The sequence below is a fragment of the Bradyrhizobium sp. SZCCHNRI1009 genome (assembly GCF_032487575.1).
In the GTDB taxonomy this organism is placed as follows: Bacteria; Pseudomonadota; Alphaproteobacteria; order Rhizobiales; family Xanthobacteraceae; genus Bradyrhizobium.
The window spans coordinates 244861-263606 of record NZ_JAUEUL010000008.1 but is presented as its reverse complement, the minus strand read 5'-3'; the positions used below and the strand labels follow the sequence as shown (position 1 = coordinate 263606).

Here is an 18746-nt window from a genome sequence, read left to right as displayed (position 1 = left end):
GCCCGATCACGGAATTAACCCGTCATTCACCACGATCCTCATCCGGCCGGAACGATGCAATTTGCTTCAAATTGTCTGGCCAGGGAGACGGGACATGACCAAGCTGATGGACCTCGAAGACCAGATCGAACGCGCCGAGCGACTCGCGCGCAGCATCACCGACACGCTGACGATCGAGCGGCTGCGCCAGTTCGCGGCCGAGTGCCGGTGCGAGCGCGAGCGGCTGTCGCATCAACGCCACGCGGCCTGAAGGATCGCATCAGAGGGCGCAGCCGCTCACGAGCAGGTCGTCACCATGTTGGTGCAGAGCTGCCGCGTCCAGCCGACGCCTTTCTTGACGCGGATCCTGGCGAAGTCGCCGAAGCAGCCGAGCAGCTCAACCGCCTGGTCACCGCTCGCATGCGGGTCGAGCTTCGCGCTCGATGTGGCGTGATCGCGGTAGATCGCCGCGCCGTTCTGCAGGCCGCCGGCGCCGACGATGCTCCGATGCAGGAAGCCCCTGCCCTGAAAGATCACGGTCTCCTTGCCTTGCTCGACGTCGTTCAGCACGGCCCGGTCGATCTCGAACCAGTCACCCTGCTGCGCGGTGAGATGCACGACGATCCAGCCGTCGCTGGTCGGGTTCTTCAAGGCATTGACGATGCCGCCGCCTGGCTCCGCGCGGACATTGGCGCCGTTCGGATCGCGGTCGATGATGTCGGCCTCGACGTTGCAGGCCTCGCGATGCGGCACTTGCGCCGCCGCCATGCCCGGCACGATGAGCATCGCGGTCAGCAACAGAATTCTCGTCAGCATTGAGCGGTCACCGGCCTCCGGTCCATCCCGCATTGGTCGCGCCGCCGACGCCGCGGTTCAACACCGAGCAAATGGCGGCGACCAGCCGGGCTCACGGCGACCGCCGATCAGGTCTATCCGGAGGACATCATCGAGATGCTCCGGCATCCGGAGGTCTGGTGAGCGGCGCTACAGCCGACCGCCCGCGAGCGCGGCGGCGCGCGGCCGGCCGACGTCGTCCAGCGCCTGCGGCATCGGTGAGACCGGAAACACCGCGTTGATCTGGCCCGTCCCAGATGACGGGAAGAACGGCGTCACCACCTCGACGCCGCGGTCGTAGTGGTTCCAGCCGAGCGCGCCCAGCAGCATGGCCGTATCGTGCATGAAGCCCTCGCCATGGCCCTTGCTGGCATATTCCGGCAGCATGTCGCAGAAATCCGGCCACTCGCCGTGCTCCCACATCTGGATCACCTCGTGGTCGAGCCGCTCCAGGAACGGGCTGAACATCCGGTCGCGATACTCGTCGGCGGTGCCGTTCTGGGCGAAGCGGTGGCTCAGCGAGCCCGAGGCGAAGAAGGCGACCGTGCCGTCGTAATGATCCTCGACCGCGCGGCGGAACGCCCAGCCGAGCTTGGCGCTGTCGGCGAGATAATGCGAGGTGCACAGCGCCGAGACGGAGACGACCTTGAAGTGGCGGTCGGGGTTCATGTAGCGCATCGGCACCAAGGTGCCGTATTCCAGCGCCAGCGACGTCGCATCGTGGGCCATGGTGGCAACACCATGGGCGTTGGCGCCCTCGGCGAGGATGTGGCCCAGCTCCGGGTTGCCATCGTATTCATAGGTCATGTTGGCGATGAAGTGCGGCAGCTCGTTCGAGGTGTAGAGCCCTTCGAAATGCGGCGCGCAATTGATGTGGTAGCCGGCATTGACCAGCCAATGGGTGTCGAACACGACGATGGTGTCGACGCCGGCCTCGCGGCAGCGCCGGCCGATCTCGATATGACCGTCGATCGCCGACTGTCGCTTGCCCTTGGCCGGACCATCCAGCTCGCTGAGATACATCGACGGCACATGCGTGATCTTGGCCGCCAGTGCGAGCTTGCCCATCCTCTCGTCTCCCTTCCGGTCGTTCCCCGGTCCGGCATCGCCGACCGTTTGCTTGGGAGGCAGATTACCCCTGCAGCTCCGCGAAAAAAAGGGCCGCGCGCGCGGCCCTTCCTCGGCGTCCGATCCATCGTCTGTCCCATGATCATGGGACAGAAAGCCACAGGATGCGGTCACGCCGCCTTGATGTCGATGGTCTTGGCGGCCTTCTGTACCTCGGGTTTCTTCGGCAGGGTGACCTTGAGCACCCCCTGCTTGAACACGGCCTCGATCTTGTCGGTGTCGACGCCGTCGGGGATCTGGAAGGAGCGTTCGAACGAGCCGAAGCTGCGCTCACGGACGTAATAGTCCTTCTTCTTCTCCTCCTTGTCCTCCTGCTTCTCGCCCTTGATCGAGAGCACGCCGCTCGCAACCTTCACCTCGACGTTCTTCTCGTCGAGGCCGGGCAACTCAGCCGTGACCTCATAGGCATTGTCGTGCTCGGCGACGTCGACCGCCGGCGCCACGGCAAAGGACCGTGCGCGGGCCAGACCCGGCAGTTGGTCGAACAGCGACGGTGTGCGCCAGATCCCGCCATGGAAGTCCTCGAACACGCGATCGATCTCGCGGCGCAGGTTCTCGAACGGCCGCCATCCCTGCATGGAGGGCGCACCTGCCTTCTCGGTGTTGACGGGCAGCTTGGTAGGTTCAGCCATAACATCATCCTCCTGCTTCACGCGAGGATCAGGTCTGCAACGGCATGGGCGCGACCAATGTCATCCGACGAGATCGGCCGGCATCCGCTCCCTCGCGCTTGACGGGAAAGATATAGCCGGCACGCCCGGGTTCCAGATTGATTGCGATCAAATCGCTGAGCGGCCGGACGGCTTTCGGATCGGTGCGGCAACCCATCCAGGTTGCTTTCGGGGTCGGGGCGTCCAGCGCCGAAGAGCCCTGAAGGAAGAGCCTTGGAGATGGTGAACCGGACGTTAACCCGAACGGCTCGCGCAACGCTTTAGGGAAGGATGCAGAAATCCTTACACTCCAAAGTGTTAGGCCCCATTAAGGAGGCGCGATCGCAACGCTCCGCGCGACCCTCCGACGGCCGGACCGGGCGCCGGCGCGTTCACAAACATTGCCCGCTTAACAAATTTTCCAGTCCCAGCAGAGAAGGTGTCAGCTCAACAATTTCACCACAGGTTTCATGACCGTGACATCCTTCGGACGTGTGATCTCGGTGCGGGGCTCCCAGGCCCGCGTCGGCATTCTGTCGAAACAGCAGATGAACGTCTCCGATATCCGCGCGACAGTCGGCCGTTTCATCAGCATTCGCTGCCCGAGCGCCACGATCATTGCGATCATCACCGAGGTGACCAGCGAGGACCTCTCGCATGCCAGCGAATACGTCGCGACGGCGTCGGTAGACCTGCTCGGCGAGATTCTCGGGCCGGCCGAACGGCCCAAGTTCCAACGCGGCGTCACCCACTACCCGACCATCGGCGACGCCGTCGACATGATCACGAGCGAGGAGCTGCGCACGATCTACACGCCGACCGCCGGCGACCACATCGACATCGGCGCGCTGCAGCAGGACACCTCCGTGCGCGCCTGTGTCAATGTCGAGGAAATGCTGTCGAAGCATTTCGCGGTGCTTGGATCGACCGGCGTGGGCAAATCGACCGGCGTGTCGCTGCTGCTCAACGAGATCCTGAAGGCGCGGCCGAACCTGCGCATCTTCCTGCTCGACGTCCACAACGAATACGGCCGCTGCTTTGGTGAAAAGGCGCTGGTGCTGAACCCGCGCAACCTGAAGCTGCCGTTCTGGCTGTTCAATTTCGAGGAGATCGTCGACGTCCTGTTCGGCGGCCGGCCGGGCGTGCCGGAAGAGCTCGACATCCTTGCCGAAGTGATCCCGTTGGCGAAGGGCATCTACACCCAGTACCAGAACACGGACCGCATCGGGCTCAAGCGCGTCGACCCCAAGATGGTCGGCTACACCGTCGATACGCCGGTGCCCTACCGCCTCGTTGACCTGATCAACCTGATCGACGAGCGGATGGGCAAGCTCGAGAACCGCTCCTCGCGCATCATCTATCACAAGCTGATCTCGCGCATCGAGACCGTACGCAACGACCCGCGCTACGCCTTCATGTTCGACAACGCCAATGTCGGCGGCGACACCATGGCCGAGGTCATCAGCCACCTGTTCCGCCTGCCCGCCAACGGCCGGCCGATGACGGTGATGCAGCTCGCCGGCTTCCCGGCCGAGGTTGTCGATTCCGTCGTGTCGGTGGTGTGCCGCATGGCGTTCGATTTCGGGCTGTGGAGCGACGGCGTCTCGCCGCTGCTGTTCGTCTGCGAGGAGGCCCACCGCTACGCCTCCGCCGACCGCTCGATCGGCTTCGGCCCGACCCGCAAGGCGATCTCGCGCATTGCCAAGGAAGGCCGCAAATACGGCGTCTATCTCGGCCTGATCACCCAGCGGCCGGCCGAGCTCGACGCCACCATCATCTCCCAGTGCAACACGCTGTTCACGATGCGCCTCGCCAACGAGCGCGACCAGTCGCTGCTGCGCTCGGCGGTGTCGGACGCCGCCGCCAACCTGCTCTCCTTCGTCCCCTCGCTCGGCACCCGCGAGGTGCTGGCGTTCGGCGAAGGCGTCGCGCTGCCGACCCGGCTGCGCTTCAAGGAGGTGCCGCTGCATCAATTGCCGCGCAGCGAGGCGACGATCGCCACCGTCCGCTCGGTGAATGCCGGACACGACATGCATTTCGTCAGTGCCGTGCTGGAGCGCTGGCGCGGAGCGACCTCGAGCCGGGACGCCTCGAGCGGCGACGGCGGCGCCGGCAACCTCGGGGATCGAGGAAGTATGTCCGCATCGCTGGACGCGCCAATGCTGCAGCCGTCGATGGGGCTCGATCCGGACCGCTTCTCCCTGTTGAAGAAGCCGCTGCGCTAAACACGGCGGCCGCCGCTCTCAAATCCCGGTCGATGACGCCCCGAGGAGGCGTTGCGGGCACGTCGCCAAAAGCAAGGTGATGGGCTGAGCTGGACCGTTGCGCCTGCGCGGCGATCGACTAAGGTTCGCCCCCTGCCACGCACGCCGGACCCGTTGCCATGACGCAAGCTCCCATCAGCCGCTTTCCCGTTCCCGCAATCGACGCCTTGCCGGACGATATCCGCACCCGGCTGCTCGGCGTGCAGGAGAAGAGCGGCTTCGTGCCCAACGTGTTCCTGACACTCGCGCACCGGCCGGACGAGTTCCGCGCGTTCTTTGCGTATCACGACGCGCTGATGGAGAAGGACGGCGGGCTGACCAAGGCCGAGCGCGAGATGATCGTGGTGGCGACCTCGAGCGCCAACCAGTGCCAGTATTGCGTCATCGCGCATGGCGCGATCCTGCGCATCCGCGCCAAGAGTCCCCTGATCGCCGACCAGATCGCGATCAACTACCGCAAGGCCGACATCACGCCGCGGCAGCGGGCGATGCTCGATTTCGCGATGAAGGTGGCGCTCGAGGCGCAGACCGTCGGGGACGCCGATTTCAAGGCGCTGGCCGGCCACGGTTTCAGCGACGACGACATCTGGGACATCGCCGCAATCGCGGCATTCTTCGCGCTGTCGAACCGGATGGCGAATGTCACAGGCATGCGGCCCAACGACGAGTTCTACCTGATGGGGCGGCTGCCGAAGACCAAGTGAGACGATCAATCGTCCGACGCCGGCCCGCACCAGCCGGGCAGATAGACCGCGTCGTGGCTCTTTGCGGCCGCCAGCGCGTGCTCCATGGCGGCGGCGAAATGGGTCTCGACCGTCTTGCGCTTGACCTTGCGGCGCAGGAAGTCGGCCCATAGGAACTCGCTGAACGGCGTCGTGTCCTTGGCAAAGCCGCCGGCGCGGCGCAGCTCACCGGCCAGGCTGCGGAACGGATCGTCCTTCAGATTCGCGACGGTCTTCGGCAGGTCCTTGAAATGCCGCCGCACGCCCTTGGCGTCGTAAGGATAGACCCAGCGCTTGTTGTCCATCACGCCCCAGAACGCCTCCCGATCGACCATCGAGAGGTCGCCGATCACCGTGACCAGCACATCCTTGACGCCCTCGTCATGGAGCGCGCGGGCGAGGTGATGGTGGTCGACGACGTAGTGCCGCTCGTCGGGACCGAGCACCACCGGGATCATGTGCTTGCCGAGCAGCTCGGCCTGCTTCTTCTTCGACTTGTGCTCGCGCCAGCGCTCGCGCTTCTCCTTCACCTCGCGCATGCCGACGGTCATCTGGGTCGGGCGCAGCGACAGGATCGGCACGGGATGAAGCAGCGGCTCGCGGGTATTGGCCATGGCTGGGCTTCCAGGGGGATGATCAGCATTATGCCACGCCTGCCGAGCCGTTCCAGCGCATCTTCCCCGAGCTGCGACGCCGTTCGGACCGACCGCGGCAGGTTCCAATCACCCGCGGAGCAGGCGCCGACTGGATGCATCCGAGGAGGGAGATGTTTTGCTGATGCAGCTCAATTATGGCAAAGTTTCTTTGTGAGAGGTTGGGCCCGCGTGCTAAAAAGGACCATCGGAGTCGAGGCATGAAGTCCCAGCGCCCCATTGCAGCGGAGGAAGAGCATCGCGTGGTGCCGTTCCGGCCGCGCAGCAGTCCGGTGCGGCGCGCGGCCGAGGGCGGCAGTCCGCCGATTCAGCTGCACCGGCGCGAGCAGCCGACACTCGATCTCTCCCGGTATGAGCAGCCGCGTGAGGAGCCCGATGACTTCCGTCACCGCATCCTGGCCAACATCGCCGCCATCGCCTTCACGGTCGCGTTGACCGCGATCGGCATCTGGCTGGCGATGAGCATTGCCGACCTGCGCAAGACCCAGGACTGCCTGCTGACCGGACGGCGCGACTGCGCCCGCATCATCACCGAGACCTACACGCCCTGATCCCCTGCTGGACGCGGCTGCCGCGGCCGGCGGGGCATCACAATCCCGCCACAACCGCCGTGTCCGGCTCCATTGAACTCACCGCGTCGCTCCGATATACGGGCACACGACTCCCCGGGCGACGGGGGTAAAAGGGCTCGCATCAGACGCCCCGGGGGCGCGGTGTCCTCCCGTCGCCACCTACCGGATTAGCTCCAAAATATCAAAGGCTTAGTGATGTCCTCAACATTCGATCAGGTCGCCACGATCATCGCTGAAACCTGCGACATCCCGCGCGACACGATCACGCCGGATAGCCACGCCATCGACGATCTGGGCATCGACAGCCTCGATTTCCTCGACATCGCGTTTGCGATCGACAAGGCCTTCGGGATCAAGCTGCCACTCGAGAAGTGGACGCAGGAAGTCAACGACGGCAAAGCCAGCACCGAGCAGTATTTCGTGCTGAAGAACCTGTGCGCCCGCATCGACGAGCTGGTCGCCGCCAAGGGCGCGTGAGCGCCTGCCATGCAGATCGAATACTTCCTGCTCATCGACCGCATTCTCGATCTTCGGCTGGACGAGAAGGCCATCACCGTCGAAGCCAAGGTCCCCACCGAAAGCACGATCTTCGAAGGACATTTCCCGGGCTATCCGATCATGCCCGGCGTTCTCCTGATCGAATCGATGGCGCAGACATCGGGCTGGCTGCTGCTCGCGCTCATGAAGTTCGAGCGGATGCCGTTCCTCGCCGCGGTCAAGGAGGCCAAGATGCGCGGCTTCGTGTCGCCGGGCGAGGTGCTGACCGTCGAGGCCAACGTGCTGCACGAGGGCTCCGGCTATGCCATGACCGAAGCGCGCGTGAAGGTCGGCGGCAAGCTACGCTCGAACGCGACGATCACCTTCAGCCACGTCCCCTTCCCCAATCCGGAGCTGCGCGGACACATGGACGCCGTCGCCGAGCGCGTCGGCTTTCCGCAACAGGTCCTACAGCGATGAGTGAGACGACAGCCGTGACCTCCGAGCCCGTCGAAGTCTGGATCACCGGTATCGGCCTTGCGACCTCGCTCGGCGAGGGACTCGATGCGAACTGGGAGGCCCTCAACGCCGGCCAGATCAACGTCGACGAGCAGGGTTTTGCACCCTACATCGTGCATCCCTGGGCCAAGGTGAATCTGGAAGCGCAGATCCCGAAGAAGGAGCAGCGCCAGATGGAGGCGTGGCAGCGCATCGGCACCTATGCCGCCGGGCTTGCGCTGGATTCCGCCGGCCTCAAGGGCAACAAGGACATCCTGTCCCGGATGGACATGATCGTGGCCGCGGGCGGCGGCGAGCGCGACATCTCCGTCGACACAGCGATCCTCAACGCGGAGGCCCAGGGCAATTGCACGCCTGGCTTCCTGAACGACCGGCTGATGAGCGACCTGCGCCCGACCCTGTTCCTGGCGCAGTTGTCCAACCTGCTCGCCGGCAACATCGCGATCTCGCACGGCGTCTGCGGCACCTCGCGCACCTTCATGGGCGAGGAGGTTGCGGGCGTCGACGCGTTCAAGATCGCCTTGGCCCGCATCGCCGGCCGCCAGAGCGACATCGCGCTGGTCGGCGGCTCGCACAATGGCGAGCGCAAGGATCTGCTCGTGCTGTACGAGTTCGGCGACTACAATCTGAAGAACGAATTCAAGCCGGTCTGGTCCCGCAAGGACCATCCGGGCTTCGCGCTCGGATCGGCCGGCGCGTTCCTGGTGCTGGAATCCAAGCCGCATGCGGAGGCCCGCGGCGCCAAGCCGCTGGCGCGGCTCAGCAAGGTCGTCGCCGACCGCGCCCGCCGCAAGGAGGCAGGCGCGGTGACCGGAACGCTGGACCGTCTATGGTCGGCGCTCGACGTCCACGAGGCCCCCGGCGCCATCATCACGGGCGCGACCGGTGCGGAGCCGGTGACCTCGGAGGAGCGCGCCTTCCTCGACCATCACAAGGCGTTCGCGGTGCGCTCGAGCGGGACCCGTTTCGGCCACACGATGGAAGCGCATTTCGCGCTTGGTCTGGCGCTTGCCGCACTTTCGATCTCGCGCGGCGCCCTGTTCGCACCGGGCGACGCCTCGGGTGTGGAGGCAGAGATGAAGGAGGCTCCGACCCAGATCGTGGTGGTCGGCGCCGGCCACTACCGCGGCGAAGGCATGGCCTTGGTCGAAGCAGTCAAGTGAACACGGTACGGCCTTAAGAAGACGCGACGGGGGACATCATGAGTGTACGCGACAAGTTTGGACGCCCCATCGTGGTCGTGACCGGGATGGGCATCGTCACCTCCCTTGGGGCCGGCAAGTCCGATAATTGGAACAAGCTCGTGGCCGGCGAGTCCGGCATCCGCACCATCACGCGCTTTCCGATCGACGGCTTGAAGACGACCATGGCCGGCACGGTCGATTTCGTCCCCGTGGCGCCGTTCACGTCGACGGGCCTGTCCGAGCGGCTCGGCCACATGGCCGTCGAGGAAGCCATCGCGCAGGCTGGAATCGGCAGCAAGGGCGACTTCCCGGGCCCGCTGTTTCTCGCCGTGGCGCCCGTCGAGATCGAGTGGCCGCAGCGCCTGGAGCTCGCGCATGAGGTTGGCGGCACTCAGTTCACCTATGACGACCTGCTGAAGGTCTGCGGCGGCGGCAAGTTCGTCAACTATCATCACCGCTTCCTGTTCGGCTCCGTCGCCGATTCGCTGTCCGACACCTTCGGCACCAAGGGCTCGCCGATCTCGCTGTCGACTGCCTGCGCCTCCGGCGCGACCGCGATCCAGCTCGGCGTCGAAGCCATCCGGCGCGGTGAGACTGACGTCGCGCTATGCGCCGCCACCGAAGGCTCGGTCAATCCGGAAGGGCTCGTGCGCTTCTCGCTGCTGTCGGCGCTGTCGACCCAGAACGACCCGCCGCAGGCCGCCTCCAAGCCATTCTCCAAGAACCGCGATGGTTTCGTGATGGCCGAGGGCGCCGGAGCGCTGGTGCTGGAAAGCTACGACGCGGCCGTGGCGCGCGGCGCCAAGATCCTCGGTGTCGTCGCCGGCTGCGGCGAGCTGACCGACTCCTTCCACCGCACCCGCTCCTCGCCGGACGGCAAGCCGATCATCGGCTGCATCCGCAAGGCGCTCGCCGATGCCGGCATGGCGCCGGAGCAGATCGACCATATCAATGCCCACGGCACCGCCACGCCCGAGAACGACAAGATGGAATATGTCGGCGTCTCCGCCGTGTTCGGCGAGCACACCGGCAAGATCCCGGTGTCGTCGAACAAGTCGATGGTCGGCCACACCATCTCGGCGGCCGGCGCGGTCGAGGCGATCTTCTCGCTGCAGACGCTCGAGCATCAGCGTATTCCGCCGACCATCAACTACGACATTCCGGATCCCGCGATCCTGTTCGACGTCGTCGGCAACAAGGCCCGCGATGCGCGCGTCACCACCGTGATGTCGAATTCGTTCGGCTTCGGCGGCCAGAACGCCTCGCTGATCCTGACGCGCGAACCGGCCTGATCCGCCTGTCACATCGATGAGTCTCCTGCCCCTCCGGACCAAGCTCGTGATCCGCCGAGCCGTGAAGTCGGCCGGGGCGTCCGCCGTCGGCGCGCTGACGGTCGGCATGCTCAGGACCACGCGCTATTTCGATCCGCAGAAGACGGCCGACCGCTTCGCGCGCCTCGCGCAGTGGATCGGTCCGCGGCTGCGCGAGCAGCGCATCGGCCGCGACAATCTCACGGCGGCCTTTCCGGAGAAATCGCCCGAGGAGATCGAGAAAATCCTCGCCGGCGTGTGGGACAATCTCGGCCGCGTCGGCGCCGAGTTCGCCCATCTCGACAAGATCTGGGATTACGACGAGGCTCATCCGGAGCGCAGCCGGATCGAGCTGTCGCCGCGCACCCATGAGCTGTTTCATCAGCTCCGTCTCGACGGCAAGCCGGCGCTGATCTTTGCCAGCCACCTCGCCAATTGGGAGATGCCGGCGCTGGCGGCGGTCGCCCATAAGCTCGATACGGCGATCCTCTATCGCCGGCCCAACATCGCCGCCGCCGACCGCATCATCCAGGAGATACGGCAGGTCAAGATGGGCACACTGGTCCCGGCCGGCCGCGACGCGCCGCTGCGGCTGGCACAGGCGCTGAAGAACGGCCAGCACGTTGCCATGCTGGTCGATCAGTACCTGACCGGTGGCGTCGAGGTCACCTTCTTCGGCCGCAAGACCCGCGCCAATCCGATGCTGGCCCGTCTGTTACGCCAGGTCGAATGCCCCGTGCACGGCGTCCGCATCATCCGCCTTCCCGGCAACCGCTTCCGCGCCGAAGTCTCGGAGGAGGTGAAGCCGGTCCGGACGGCCGATGGTCAGATCGACATCCAGGGCACGACACAGGCGATCACCGACGTCGTCGAGAGCTGGGTCCGCGAATATCCCGAGCAATGGCTCTGGCTGCATCGGCGCTGGCGGTAGCCCGCGCCCGGACAAACTCCGCTGCGGGGAAGCAGCGCTGCAGCACCACTTACCGCTGACGGGCCGTTCAAAGAAAACGCTTACCTCAACCATCGACGCTCGCTACCTTGGTCGCGTATCCGACGGCTGTTCGGAAGCTGCAGGGAGGACAAGCGCGAATGTTTTCGCATGTGATGATCGGCACCAACGACCTCGACAAGGCCAAGGCCTTCTACGACAAGCTGCTGGGAACGCTCGGCGTGAGGCCGGCACGGGTCGACGGCCACCGCATCTTCTACATCACGCCGACCGGCATTTTCGGGGTGTCGAAGCCGATCAACGGTGAGCCGGCCACGCACGCCAATGGCGGCACGATCGGCTTTGCCTGCAACTCACCTGAGCAGGCAGACGCCTGGCATGCAGCCGGGCTCGAAGCCGGCGGCACCAGCTGCGAAAATCCGCCCGGCGTTCGTGAAGGCTCCGCCGGCAAACTTTATCTGGCATATCTGCGCGACCTCGACGGCAACAAGCTCTGCGCGATGCATCGGCTGGGGTAATCCCGCGGAGTCATTGCGAGGAGCAACGCGACGAAGCAATCCAGATCTTCTTCTCAGCCCTGGATTGCTTCGCAGCGTTCGCAATGCCGGCAGCAGCGCTGGCTACCGCCCGGTCTTCACCTTCGTCCAGAGCCGGTTGATGACGCGCTGCGTCGCGGGCTCGCGGGCGGTGATGACGAACAGCTTCTTCAGCGTCGTCTCATCCGGATAGATGTTCTTGTCGCCAAAGATTTTTGGATCGATCAGCTTCTGGCTCGCCAGGTTGCCGTTGGCATAGGACAGGAAGTCGGAGTTCTTGGCCGCGACCTCGGGCCGGTAGAGATAATTGATCAGCGCATAGGCTTCGGCCACGTGCGGAGCGTCAGTGGGAATCGCAAAATTGTCGAAGAACATCTGCGCGCCCTCTTTCGGGATTGCGTAGCCGATCTCGACGCCGTTCTTTGCTTCTTCCGCGCGGCTGCGCGCCTGCATGATGTCGCCGGACCAGCCGACGACGAGGCAGATCTCGCCGGTGGCGAGCGCGCTTAAGTATTCCGACGAATGAAACTTGCGCACGGATGGTGCGACCTTGCCGACCACCTCGGCCGCCTTCTCCAGATCGGCCTGCCTGGTCGAGTTCGGGTCGAGGCCAAGATAGTTCAGCGCCGCCGGAAAGATGTCGTCGGCGGAATCCAGCATGTGGACGCCGCAGTCCTTGAACTTGGCGAGGTTCTCCGGCTTGAACACCATGTCCCAGCTGTCGATCCGCGCGCCGGGCCCCAGGATCTTCTCGACCGCCTTGACGTTGTAGCCGATCCCGGTCGTGCCCCACATGTAGTTGGCGGCGAACTGATTGCCGGGGTCGTAGGTGGCCAGACGCTCGGTCACGGCGGGCCACGCATTGACGAGATTGGGCAGCTTCGACTTGTCGAGCGGCTGGAATATCTTGGCCTTGATCTGGCGCTGCAGGAAGTATGCGGTCGGCACCACGACGTCGTAGCCGGATTTGCCGGCGAGCAGCCGCGTCTCCAGGGTCTCGTTGGCGTCGAATGTGTCGTAGACCACCTTGATGCCGGTCTCCTTGGTGAAGTCGTCAAGGACACCGGGCGCCATGTAGTTCGACCAGTTGTAGAAGTTGACGACGCGCTCCTCTGCGCGACCGGCCGCCCCCGTGAGCGTCAGCGCCGCGACAGCCAGCGCCAGAGCCGAACCCATGCAGCCGCGCGTCATCACTCGTGTCTCCTAGCGCCGGTGGATGGCGTCCGAGAGGCGCTCCAGCGCCGTATCCAGGGTGGCGTCCTTCTTGGCGAAGCAGAACCGCACCACGGACGTCACGGCATTCGTCTCGTAGAACGCCGACACCGGGATGGCGGCCACCTTGTAGTCGTTGACGATGCGGCGGCAGAACTGCTCGTCGGTCTCGTTGAGGCCGAGCGGCGAAAGGTCGACGGTCAGGAAGTAGGTCCCCTGCGCCTTCAGCACGGGAAAGCCCAGGCTTTCGAGACCGGCCGTGAGCCGGTCGCGGCTGCGCGCGAGCTCGCTGCGCATGTTGATGAAGTAGTCGTCCGACTTGCCGAGGCCGTAGGCGACCGCGACCTGCAGATTCGGTGCCGTCGTGAAGGTCAGGAATTGATGCACCTTGGCGGCGACGCGCAGCAGATGCGGCGCGGCGCAGACGAAGCCGATCTTCCAGCCCGTCAGCGAGAAGATCTTGCCGGCCGAGCCGACCTTGATGGTGCGGTCGCGCATGCCGGGAATGGTGATAAGCGGGATGTGCGCGCGGCCGTCGAACACGACGTGCTCCCAGACCTCGTCGCAGATCGCGACCGCGTCGAACTCCTGGCAGAAGCGCGCCAGCAGCTCGAGATCCTCGCGCGGGTAGACCACCGCGGCCGGGTTGAGCGGGTTGTTGAACAGCACCGCCTTGGTCTTTGGCGAGAACGCCTGCCGCAGCATCTCCTCCGACAGCCGCCAGTGCGGCGGCTCCAGACGGACGAGGCGCGGAATGCCGCCGGCCTGGCGGATGATCGGCAAGTATGAATCATAGACCGGCTGGAAGCAGATCACCTCGTCGCCCGGCTCCACCACCGACAGGATCGCCGACGTCAGCGCCTCGGTGCCGCCGGAGGTGACCATGACCTCGCTCATCGGATCGAGATCGAGCTTGTGCCAGTGCTTGTAGTGCGCGGCGATGGCCTGGCGCAGCTCCGGCAGGCCCATCATCGACGGATACTGGTTGTAGCCGTTGAGGACCGCATCGGCCGCGGCACGGCGGATATCCTCCGGACCCGGATCGTCGGGAAAGCCCTGCCCCAGATTGATCGCGTCGTTGTCGCGCGCGAGCTGCGACATCTGCTCGAAAATGGTGACGGGCAGGTCGGCAAAGACCTTGTTCTGCGAGATCATGATCGCCTGTCAGCCGCCAGTCCTGGTCGGCAGGCCAGCCGCCTTCCAGCCGAGCATACCGCCCTGGAGATGCTTATCGTAGGGCAGACCGGCGGCCTGCGCGGCCAGCGAGGCCGTGACCGAGCGCTTGCCGGAGCGGCAGGCGAACACGACGTCCTTGCCTTGCGGATCCGGGATCAGCTTCGGGTCGAAGCCCGACAGCGGAACGACGACGCCGTCGGGATAGGCTTCCGCAGAAACTTCATTCGGCTCGCGCACGTCAACCAGAAGAATTCGCCCTTCCGCGATCCCCTGGGCCACGTCCTGCGGGGTCAAATCGTGCACAACAGCCACGCCCATCCTCCAAGCCTTCAGCAGGGCCATATCGGCCCCAATCCGGTCGCCAAACTCACCCCAGACGCACCGAAAATCAAGCGCTTCGGCACGCTGAGGAGACGGGTCTCGAGCTCAGATCGTAACCTGGGTGCCGACCTCCACCACCCGTCCGCTCGGGATCTGAAAATAGTCGGTCGCGTCGTTGGCGGAGCGGCTCATTGAGATGAACAGGTGATCCTGCCAGCGCGGCATGCCTGAATGCGCAGCCGGCTTCAGCGCACGGCGCGACAGGAAGAACGAGGTCGACATGATGTCGAACTGCCAGCCGAGCTTGCGCGCGATCGCAAGTGCGCGCGGCACGTTGGGCGATTCCATGAAGCCGAAGCGCAACGTCACCTTGGAAAACGTCGGACTGATCTGCTCGAGGCGAACCCGTTCGGACGGCTCGATGCGCGGCGTCGGCGCGGTCTCGATCGTCAGGATGACGTTCTTTTCGTGCAGCACCTTGTAGTGCTTGAGGCTGTGCATCAGCGCGGTCGGCGCGCTCAAGGGATCGCTGGTCAGGAACACGGCCGTGCCGGCCACCCGCTGCGGCGGACGCTTCTCAAGCATGGTCACGAGATCGGCGAGCGGGAATTCGAGCTTGCGCGACTTGTCGAACAAGAGCCGGCTGCCGCGCCGCCACGTGTACATCAGCGTCATCACGAAGCCGCCCAGCGCCAGCGGCACCCAGCCGCCTTCGAACACCTTCAGGAGATTCGCCGCCAGGAAGGTCAGATCCAGGAACAGGAACGGCGCGATCAGCGCGGCCGCCGCAATCGGCGACCATCGCCAGACCTTCCAGATCACGACGAAGCCCATCATGGCCGTGACGACCATTGTGCCGGTGACCGAGATGCCGTAGGCCGAGGCGAGCGCGCTCGATGACTTGAACATCAGCACCAGCAGCATGACCGAGATCAGCAGCAGCTTGTTGATGCGCGGAATGTAGATCTGGCCCGAATGCGCCTCGGAGGTGTGGCGGATCTCGAAGCGTGGCAGCAGGCCGAGCTGAATCGCCTGACGCGTCAGCGAATAGGCACCGGTAATGACGGCCTGGCTCGCGATGACGGTCGCCATGGTGGCGAGCGCGACCATCGGGATCAGCGCCCACTCCGGAAACATCAGGAAGAAGGGGTTCTCGATCGCCTTCGCGTCGGCGATCACCAGCGCGCCCTGCCCCAGATAGTTCAGCGCCAGCGACGGCAGCACGATGAACAGCCAGGCGGTTTGGATCGGCCGCTTGCCGAAATGGCCGAGGTCGGCATACAGCGCCTCCGCGCCGGTGACGGCCAGAAACACCGCGCCGAGCGTGATGAAGCCGATGATGCCGTGATGCAGCATGAAGGTCACGGCATTCAGCGGGTTGATCGCCCACAGCACCTCGGGATGGCGCAGGATCGGCGGCAGCGCCGCGATGCCGATCACCAGGAACCAGATCAGCATGATCGGGCCGAAGAACGCAGCAACCTTGGCCGTTCCGCGCGCCTGGACAGCGAACAGCGCGACCAGAATCACGACGGTCAACGGCACGACGTAGGGCTCGAACGCCGCCGTGACCAGCTTGATGCCCTCGATCGCCGACAGCACGGACAGAGCCGGCGTGATCACCGCATCGCCATAGAACAGCGCGCCCGAGATGATGCCGAGCAGCACGATGATGCTGGCGCCGCGCGCGACTCCGCGCTGGGCGAGCGCCATCAGCGCCAGGGTGCCGCCCTCGCCGTGGTTGTCGGCGCGCAGCAGGATCACGACGTATTTGAGGGTCACGACGACGATGAGAGCCCACAGGATGAGCGAGATCACCCCCATCACGGCGTGAGGCGCAGGCTCGCCGCTGCTGCTCGCAGCCAAGACCGCTTCACGCAACGCGTACAGCGGGCTGGTGCCGATGTCGCCATAGACGACACCGATGCTTCCCAGTGTCAGCGCCGCGAAGCTCGCCGTGGAATGGGCGTTGCCATGCCCGTTGGTCGCCGGCGCTTCCGCGGGCGTAGCTGCGACGTCGACTGTCATGGGGTAGCCCCCTCGAGGACTCGTTAATGCTTCACTGCACAACGCGGCAGAGCGCGCGGCTTATAGCGGCAGCGCGTTACGACGGACCCGTCGGGAATGCGCCTCAGCCATGCATTTAAGCATGCACGAGCCGTCAGGGAAGTCCAGCCGATCAAATCGTTACCTGGGTACCTACTTCGACGACCCTGCCCGTGGGAATCTGGAAATAGTCCGTGGCGTCGTTGGCCGACCGGCTCAGACCGATGAAGAGATGGTCCTGCCACGTCGGCATGCCCGACTGGGACGATGGCTTCAACGAGCGCCGCGAGACGAAGAACGACGTCGACATGATGTCGAACTGCCAGCCTAGCTTGCGCGCCACCGCAAGCGCGCGCGGCACGTTCGGGGATTCCATGAATCCGAAGCGCAGCCGCACCTTGGAAAACTTCTCGCTGATCTTCTCCATGCGCACGCGCTCCGAGACATCGACCCGCGGCGTCTGCGCGGTCTCGATGGTCAGGATCACGTTGTGCTCGTGCAGCACCTTGTTGTGCTTGAGATTGTGCAGCAATGCGGTCGGCACCGAGGTCGGGTCGCTGGTGAGAAACACCGCCGTGCCCTTGACGATGTGAGGAGGCCTCTTCTCCAGGCTGGTGATCAGGTCATCCAGCGGAACCTCGATCTTGCGCGTCTTGAGCACCAGGATCGCCGAACCACGCCGCCAGGTCCAGATCGTCACGACCATCGCGGCACCGAACAGCAGCGGAACCCAGGCTCCTTCGAGCAGCTTCAGCAGGTTGGCGCTGAAGAAGGTCATGTCGACGATGACGAAGGGAGCGATCACGGCGGCCGCCACGGCCGCGCGCAAGTTCCACAGCTTCCAGATCACCACGAAGCCCATGATGCCGTCGGCGACCATGGTGGTGGACACTGCGATGCCATAGGCGGAGGCGAGATTGCTCGAGGTCCGGAACAGCAGCACCAGCAGCAGCACGCCGATCAGCAGCAACCGGTTGACCCGCGGCAGATAGATCTGGCCGGCATGGCTCTCGGACGTATAGCGCACCTCGAAACGCGGCAGCAGGCCGAGCTGGACCGCCTGGCTGACCAGCGAATAGGCGCCCGTGATCACGGCCTGGCTCGCGATGACGGTCGCGGCGGTGGCCAGCACCACCAGCGGCAGCAGCAGCAGTTCGGGCACCATCCGGTAGAACGAATTCTCGATCGCGGCGGGATCGGACAGCACCAGTGCGCCCTGCCCGAAATAGTTGATCAGCAGCGCCGGAAGCACGAAGAACAGCCAGGCCGACTGGATCGGCTTGCGGCCGAAATGACCGAGATCCGCATAGAGTGCCTCGCCGCCGGTGACCGCGAGGAACACCGCGCCCAGGGTGACCAGGCCGATCGTGCCGTGCGAGAGCAGGAACTGCACCGCATAATAGGGATTGATCGCCGCGAGCACGGAGGGGTCGTCGCGGATGTGGACGAGTCCCATCACGGCGAGGGTGGTGAACCATGTGACCATGACCGGGCCGAAGGCGGAGGCGACCCGCGCCGTCCCCTTGCTCTGGACCGCGAACAGTACGACCAGGATGAACACGGTCAGCGGCACGACGTAGTGCTCGAGCGCGGGCGCCGCGAGCTTGAGGCCTTCGACCGCCGACAACACCGAAATCGCCGGCGTAATCATCGAGTCTCCGATGAACATCGAAGCGCCGATCACGCCCAGCGACATCAGGAACAGGCTGCGCCGACCCAAGGCCCGCTGTCCGAGCGCCATCAGCGACAGCGTTCCGCCCTCGCCGTTGTTGTCGGCGCGGAGCAGCAGCAGGACGTATTTGGCCGTCACCACGATGAACAGCGACCAGAGGATCAGCGAGAGCACCCCGAGCACGATGATCCGCGACACCGGCTGCCCCTGAGCGGCGCCGTGCGCGGCCTCGCGAAAGGCGTAGAGGGGCGAGGTGCCGATGTCTCCGAACACCACGCCGATGCTGCCTAGCGTCAGCCCCCAGAACCCCGACGTGCTCGCGGTGTCCTGTCCTTCGGTCGATGTCGCGCTGGCCGTCATGTTGCTCGGAACGCATCTTCCCTGTTTGGCCCGGCGCGTGTGAACGTAGACCGTTCGCAGGTCAAGTCTCTAGCGTAAGCAGACCGCTGTTCCCAGGTCGCAACCAAACGGCATGGCTGACACGGATGTCGCATGCCGCATCGCGGCAAGTGCCTTTAGCCCAGGCATCCTGAGGCAGATGT

Annotated in this window: 19 protein-coding genes; 10 read left to right on the top strand and 9 right to left on the bottom strand. The window is 65.0% G+C overall.

What is annotated here, in order from left to right; genetic code table 11:
* The first annotated feature begins 94 nt into the window (after positions 1–94).
* Positions 95–250: a hypothetical protein gene (locus tag QX010_RS16990; protein WP_315803114.1), complete on the top strand. Its 156-nt coding sequence runs from the start codon at positions 95–97 to the stop codon at positions 248–250.
* A gap of 26 nt (positions 251–276) precedes the next feature.
* Here QX010_RS16990 and QX010_RS16985 read toward each other — a convergent pair whose 3' ends face one another.
* The 3 genes from QX010_RS16985 to QX010_RS16975 all read right to left on the bottom strand — a co-directional run bounded on the left by QX010_RS16985 (position 277) and on the right by QX010_RS16975 (position 2573).
* A complete protein-coding gene (locus QX010_RS16985; protein ID WP_315803113.1) occupies positions 277–795 on the bottom strand; it encodes a hypothetical protein in 519 nt (172 codons plus the stop codon).
* Positions 796–963: 168 nt separating this feature from the next.
* Positions 964–1881: a 3,4-dihydroxyphenylacetate 2,3-dioxygenase gene (hpaD, locus tag QX010_RS16980; RefSeq protein WP_315827378.1), complete on the bottom strand. Its 918-nt coding sequence runs from the start codon at positions 1879–1881 to the stop codon at positions 964–966.
* A gap of 170 nt (positions 1882–2051) precedes the next feature.
* Positions 2052–2573, bottom strand: coding sequence for an Hsp20/alpha crystallin family protein (locus QX010_RS16975; RefSeq protein WP_315714485.1), 522 nt, complete (start codon positions 2571–2573; stop codon positions 2052–2054).
* A 488-nt stretch (positions 2574–3061) separates the two neighbouring features.
* Here QX010_RS16975 and QX010_RS16970 point away from each other — a divergent pair, with 488 nt between their 5' ends.
* Entirely contained in the window at positions 3062–4816 is a 1755-nt protein-coding gene (locus QX010_RS16970; protein ID WP_315803111.1) for an ATP-binding protein, read from the top strand.
* 158 nt (positions 4817–4974) lie between these two features.
* The gene (locus tag QX010_RS16965) at positions 4975–5559 is read left to right on the top strand and encodes a peroxidase-related enzyme (protein WP_315803110.1); all 585 of its coding nucleotides are present in this window, start codon (positions 4975–4977) and stop codon (positions 5557–5559) included.
* A gap of 5 nt (positions 5560–5564) precedes the next feature.
* Here the strand turns inward: QX010_RS16965 and QX010_RS16960 are convergent, their stop codons facing one another.
* On the bottom strand, positions 5565–6191 hold the full coding sequence (locus QX010_RS16960) for a ParB-like protein (RefSeq protein ID WP_315803109.1): 627 nt from the start codon (positions 6189–6191) through the stop codon (positions 5565–5567).
* Positions 6192–6430: 239 nt separating this feature from the next.
* Here QX010_RS16960 and QX010_RS16955 point away from each other — a divergent pair, with 239 nt between their 5' ends.
* From QX010_RS16955 to QX010_RS16925, 7 genes are all read left to right on the top strand, one after another.
* On the top strand, positions 6431–6781 hold the full coding sequence (locus QX010_RS16955) for a hypothetical protein (protein WP_315803108.1): 351 nt from the start codon (positions 6431–6433) through the stop codon (positions 6779–6781).
* A gap of 216 nt (positions 6782–6997) precedes the next feature.
* Positions 6998–7279, top strand: coding sequence for an acyl carrier protein (locus tag QX010_RS16950; protein WP_006609130.1), 282 nt, complete (start codon positions 6998–7000; stop codon positions 7277–7279).
* A 9-nt stretch (positions 7280–7288) separates the two neighbouring features.
* Positions 7289–7759 (top strand): 3-hydroxyacyl-ACP dehydratase FabZ family protein, encoded by a 471-nt coding sequence (locus tag QX010_RS16945; RefSeq protein WP_315803107.1) that lies wholly within the window; start codon positions 7289–7291, stop codon positions 7757–7759.
* Positions 7756–8961, top strand: coding sequence for a beta-ketoacyl-ACP synthase (locus QX010_RS16940; RefSeq protein ID WP_315803106.1), 1206 nt, complete (start codon positions 7756–7758; stop codon positions 8959–8961). Before QX010_RS16945 ends, QX010_RS16940 begins: the two co-directional genes overlap by 4 nt.
* 38 nt (positions 8962–8999) lie before the next feature.
* Positions 9000–10274: a beta-ketoacyl-ACP synthase gene (locus QX010_RS16935; protein ID WP_409997940.1), complete on the top strand. Its 1275-nt coding sequence runs from the start codon at positions 9000–9002 to the stop codon at positions 10272–10274.
* Positions 10275–10290: 16 nt separating this feature from the next.
* Positions 10291–11223, top strand: a complete 933-nt coding sequence (locus QX010_RS16930; protein WP_315803105.1) for a lipid A biosynthesis lauroyl acyltransferase — start codon at positions 10291–10293, stop codon at positions 11221–11223.
* A 158-nt stretch (positions 11224–11381) separates the two neighbouring features.
* Entirely contained in the window at positions 11382–11759 is a 378-nt protein-coding gene (locus QX010_RS16925) for a VOC family protein (RefSeq protein ID WP_315803104.1), read from the top strand.
* 102 nt (positions 11760–11861) lie between these two features.
* Here QX010_RS16925 and QX010_RS16920 read toward each other — a convergent pair whose 3' ends face one another.
* From QX010_RS16920 to QX010_RS16900, 5 genes are all read right to left on the bottom strand, one after another.
* On the bottom strand, positions 11862–12968 hold the full coding sequence (locus tag QX010_RS16920) for a polyamine ABC transporter substrate-binding protein (protein WP_316180696.1): 1107 nt from the start codon (positions 12966–12968) through the stop codon (positions 11862–11864).
* Positions 12969–12980: 12 nt separating this feature from the next.
* Entirely contained in the window at positions 12981–14144 is a 1164-nt protein-coding gene (locus QX010_RS16915) for an aminotransferase (RefSeq protein WP_316180694.1), read from the bottom strand.
* A gap of 9 nt (positions 14145–14153) precedes the next feature.
* Positions 14154–14483 carry a rhodanese-like domain-containing protein gene (locus QX010_RS16910; RefSeq protein WP_315714496.1) on the bottom strand — a complete coding sequence of 110 codons (330 nt, stop codon included), beginning with the start codon at positions 14481–14483 and terminating at the stop codon, positions 14154–14156.
* 108 nt (positions 14484–14591) lie between these two features.
* On the bottom strand, positions 14592–16514 hold the full coding sequence (locus QX010_RS16905) for a potassium transporter Kup (RefSeq protein WP_316180692.1): 1923 nt from the start codon (positions 16512–16514) through the stop codon (positions 14592–14594).
* 151 nt (positions 16515–16665) lie between these two features.
* Positions 16666–18564, bottom strand: a complete 1899-nt coding sequence (locus tag QX010_RS16900; protein WP_315803100.1) for a potassium transporter Kup — start codon at positions 18562–18564, stop codon at positions 16666–16668.
* Positions 18565–18746 lie beyond the last annotated feature (182 nt).

Excerpts from the sequence above, each read along its gene's own strand:
- QX010_RS16990 (WP_315803114.1), top strand. The coding sequence starts at position 95 with ATGACCAAGCTGATGGACCTCGAAGACCAGATCGAACGCGCCGAGCGA.
- QX010_RS16985 (WP_315803113.1), bottom strand. The coding sequence starts at position 795 with ATGCTGACGAGAATTCTGTTGCTGACCGCGATGCTCATCGTGCCGGGC.
- hpaD (WP_315827378.1), bottom strand. The coding sequence starts at position 1,881 with ATGGGCAAGCTCGCACTGGCGGCCAAGATCACGCATGTGCCGTCGATG.
- QX010_RS16975 (WP_315714485.1), bottom strand. The coding sequence starts at position 2,573 with ATGGCTGAACCTACCAAGCTGCCCGTCAACACCGAGAAGGCAGGTGCG.
- QX010_RS16970 (WP_315803111.1), top strand. The coding sequence starts at position 3,062 with ATGACCGTGACATCCTTCGGACGTGTGATCTCGGTGCGGGGCTCCCAG.
- QX010_RS16965 (WP_315803110.1), top strand. The coding sequence starts at position 4,975 with ATGACGCAAGCTCCCATCAGCCGCTTTCCCGTTCCCGCAATCGACGCC.
- QX010_RS16960 (WP_315803109.1), bottom strand. The coding sequence starts at position 6,191 with ATGGCCAATACCCGCGAGCCGCTGCTTCATCCCGTGCCGATCCTGTCG.
- QX010_RS16955 (WP_315803108.1), top strand. The coding sequence starts at position 6,431 with ATGAAGTCCCAGCGCCCCATTGCAGCGGAGGAAGAGCATCGCGTGGTG.
- QX010_RS16950 (WP_006609130.1), top strand. The coding sequence starts at position 6,998 with ATGTCCTCAACATTCGATCAGGTCGCCACGATCATCGCTGAAACCTGC.
- QX010_RS16945 (WP_315803107.1), top strand. The coding sequence starts at position 7,289 with ATGCAGATCGAATACTTCCTGCTCATCGACCGCATTCTCGATCTTCGG.
- QX010_RS16940 (WP_315803106.1), top strand. The coding sequence starts at position 7,756 with ATGAGTGAGACGACAGCCGTGACCTCCGAGCCCGTCGAAGTCTGGATC.
- QX010_RS16935 (WP_409997940.1), top strand. The coding sequence starts at position 9,000 with ATGAGTGTACGCGACAAGTTTGGACGCCCCATCGTGGTCGTGACCGGG.
- QX010_RS16930 (WP_315803105.1), top strand. The coding sequence starts at position 10,291 with ATGAGTCTCCTGCCCCTCCGGACCAAGCTCGTGATCCGCCGAGCCGTG.
- QX010_RS16925 (WP_315803104.1), top strand. The coding sequence starts at position 11,382 with ATGTTTTCGCATGTGATGATCGGCACCAACGACCTCGACAAGGCCAAG.
- QX010_RS16920 (WP_316180696.1), bottom strand. The coding sequence starts at position 12,968 with ATGACGCGCGGCTGCATGGGTTCGGCTCTGGCGCTGGCTGTCGCGGCG.
- QX010_RS16915 (WP_316180694.1), bottom strand. The coding sequence starts at position 14,144 with ATGATCTCGCAGAACAAGGTCTTTGCCGACCTGCCCGTCACCATTTTC.
- QX010_RS16910 (WP_315714496.1), bottom strand. The coding sequence starts at position 14,483 with ATGGGCGTGGCTGTTGTGCACGATTTGACCCCGCAGGACGTGGCCCAG.
- QX010_RS16905 (WP_316180692.1), bottom strand. The coding sequence starts at position 16,514 with ATGACAGTCGACGTCGCAGCTACGCCCGCGGAAGCGCCGGCGACCAAC.
- QX010_RS16900 (WP_315803100.1), bottom strand. The coding sequence starts at position 18,564 with ATGACGGCCAGCGCGACATCGACCGAAGGACAGGACACCGCGAGCACG.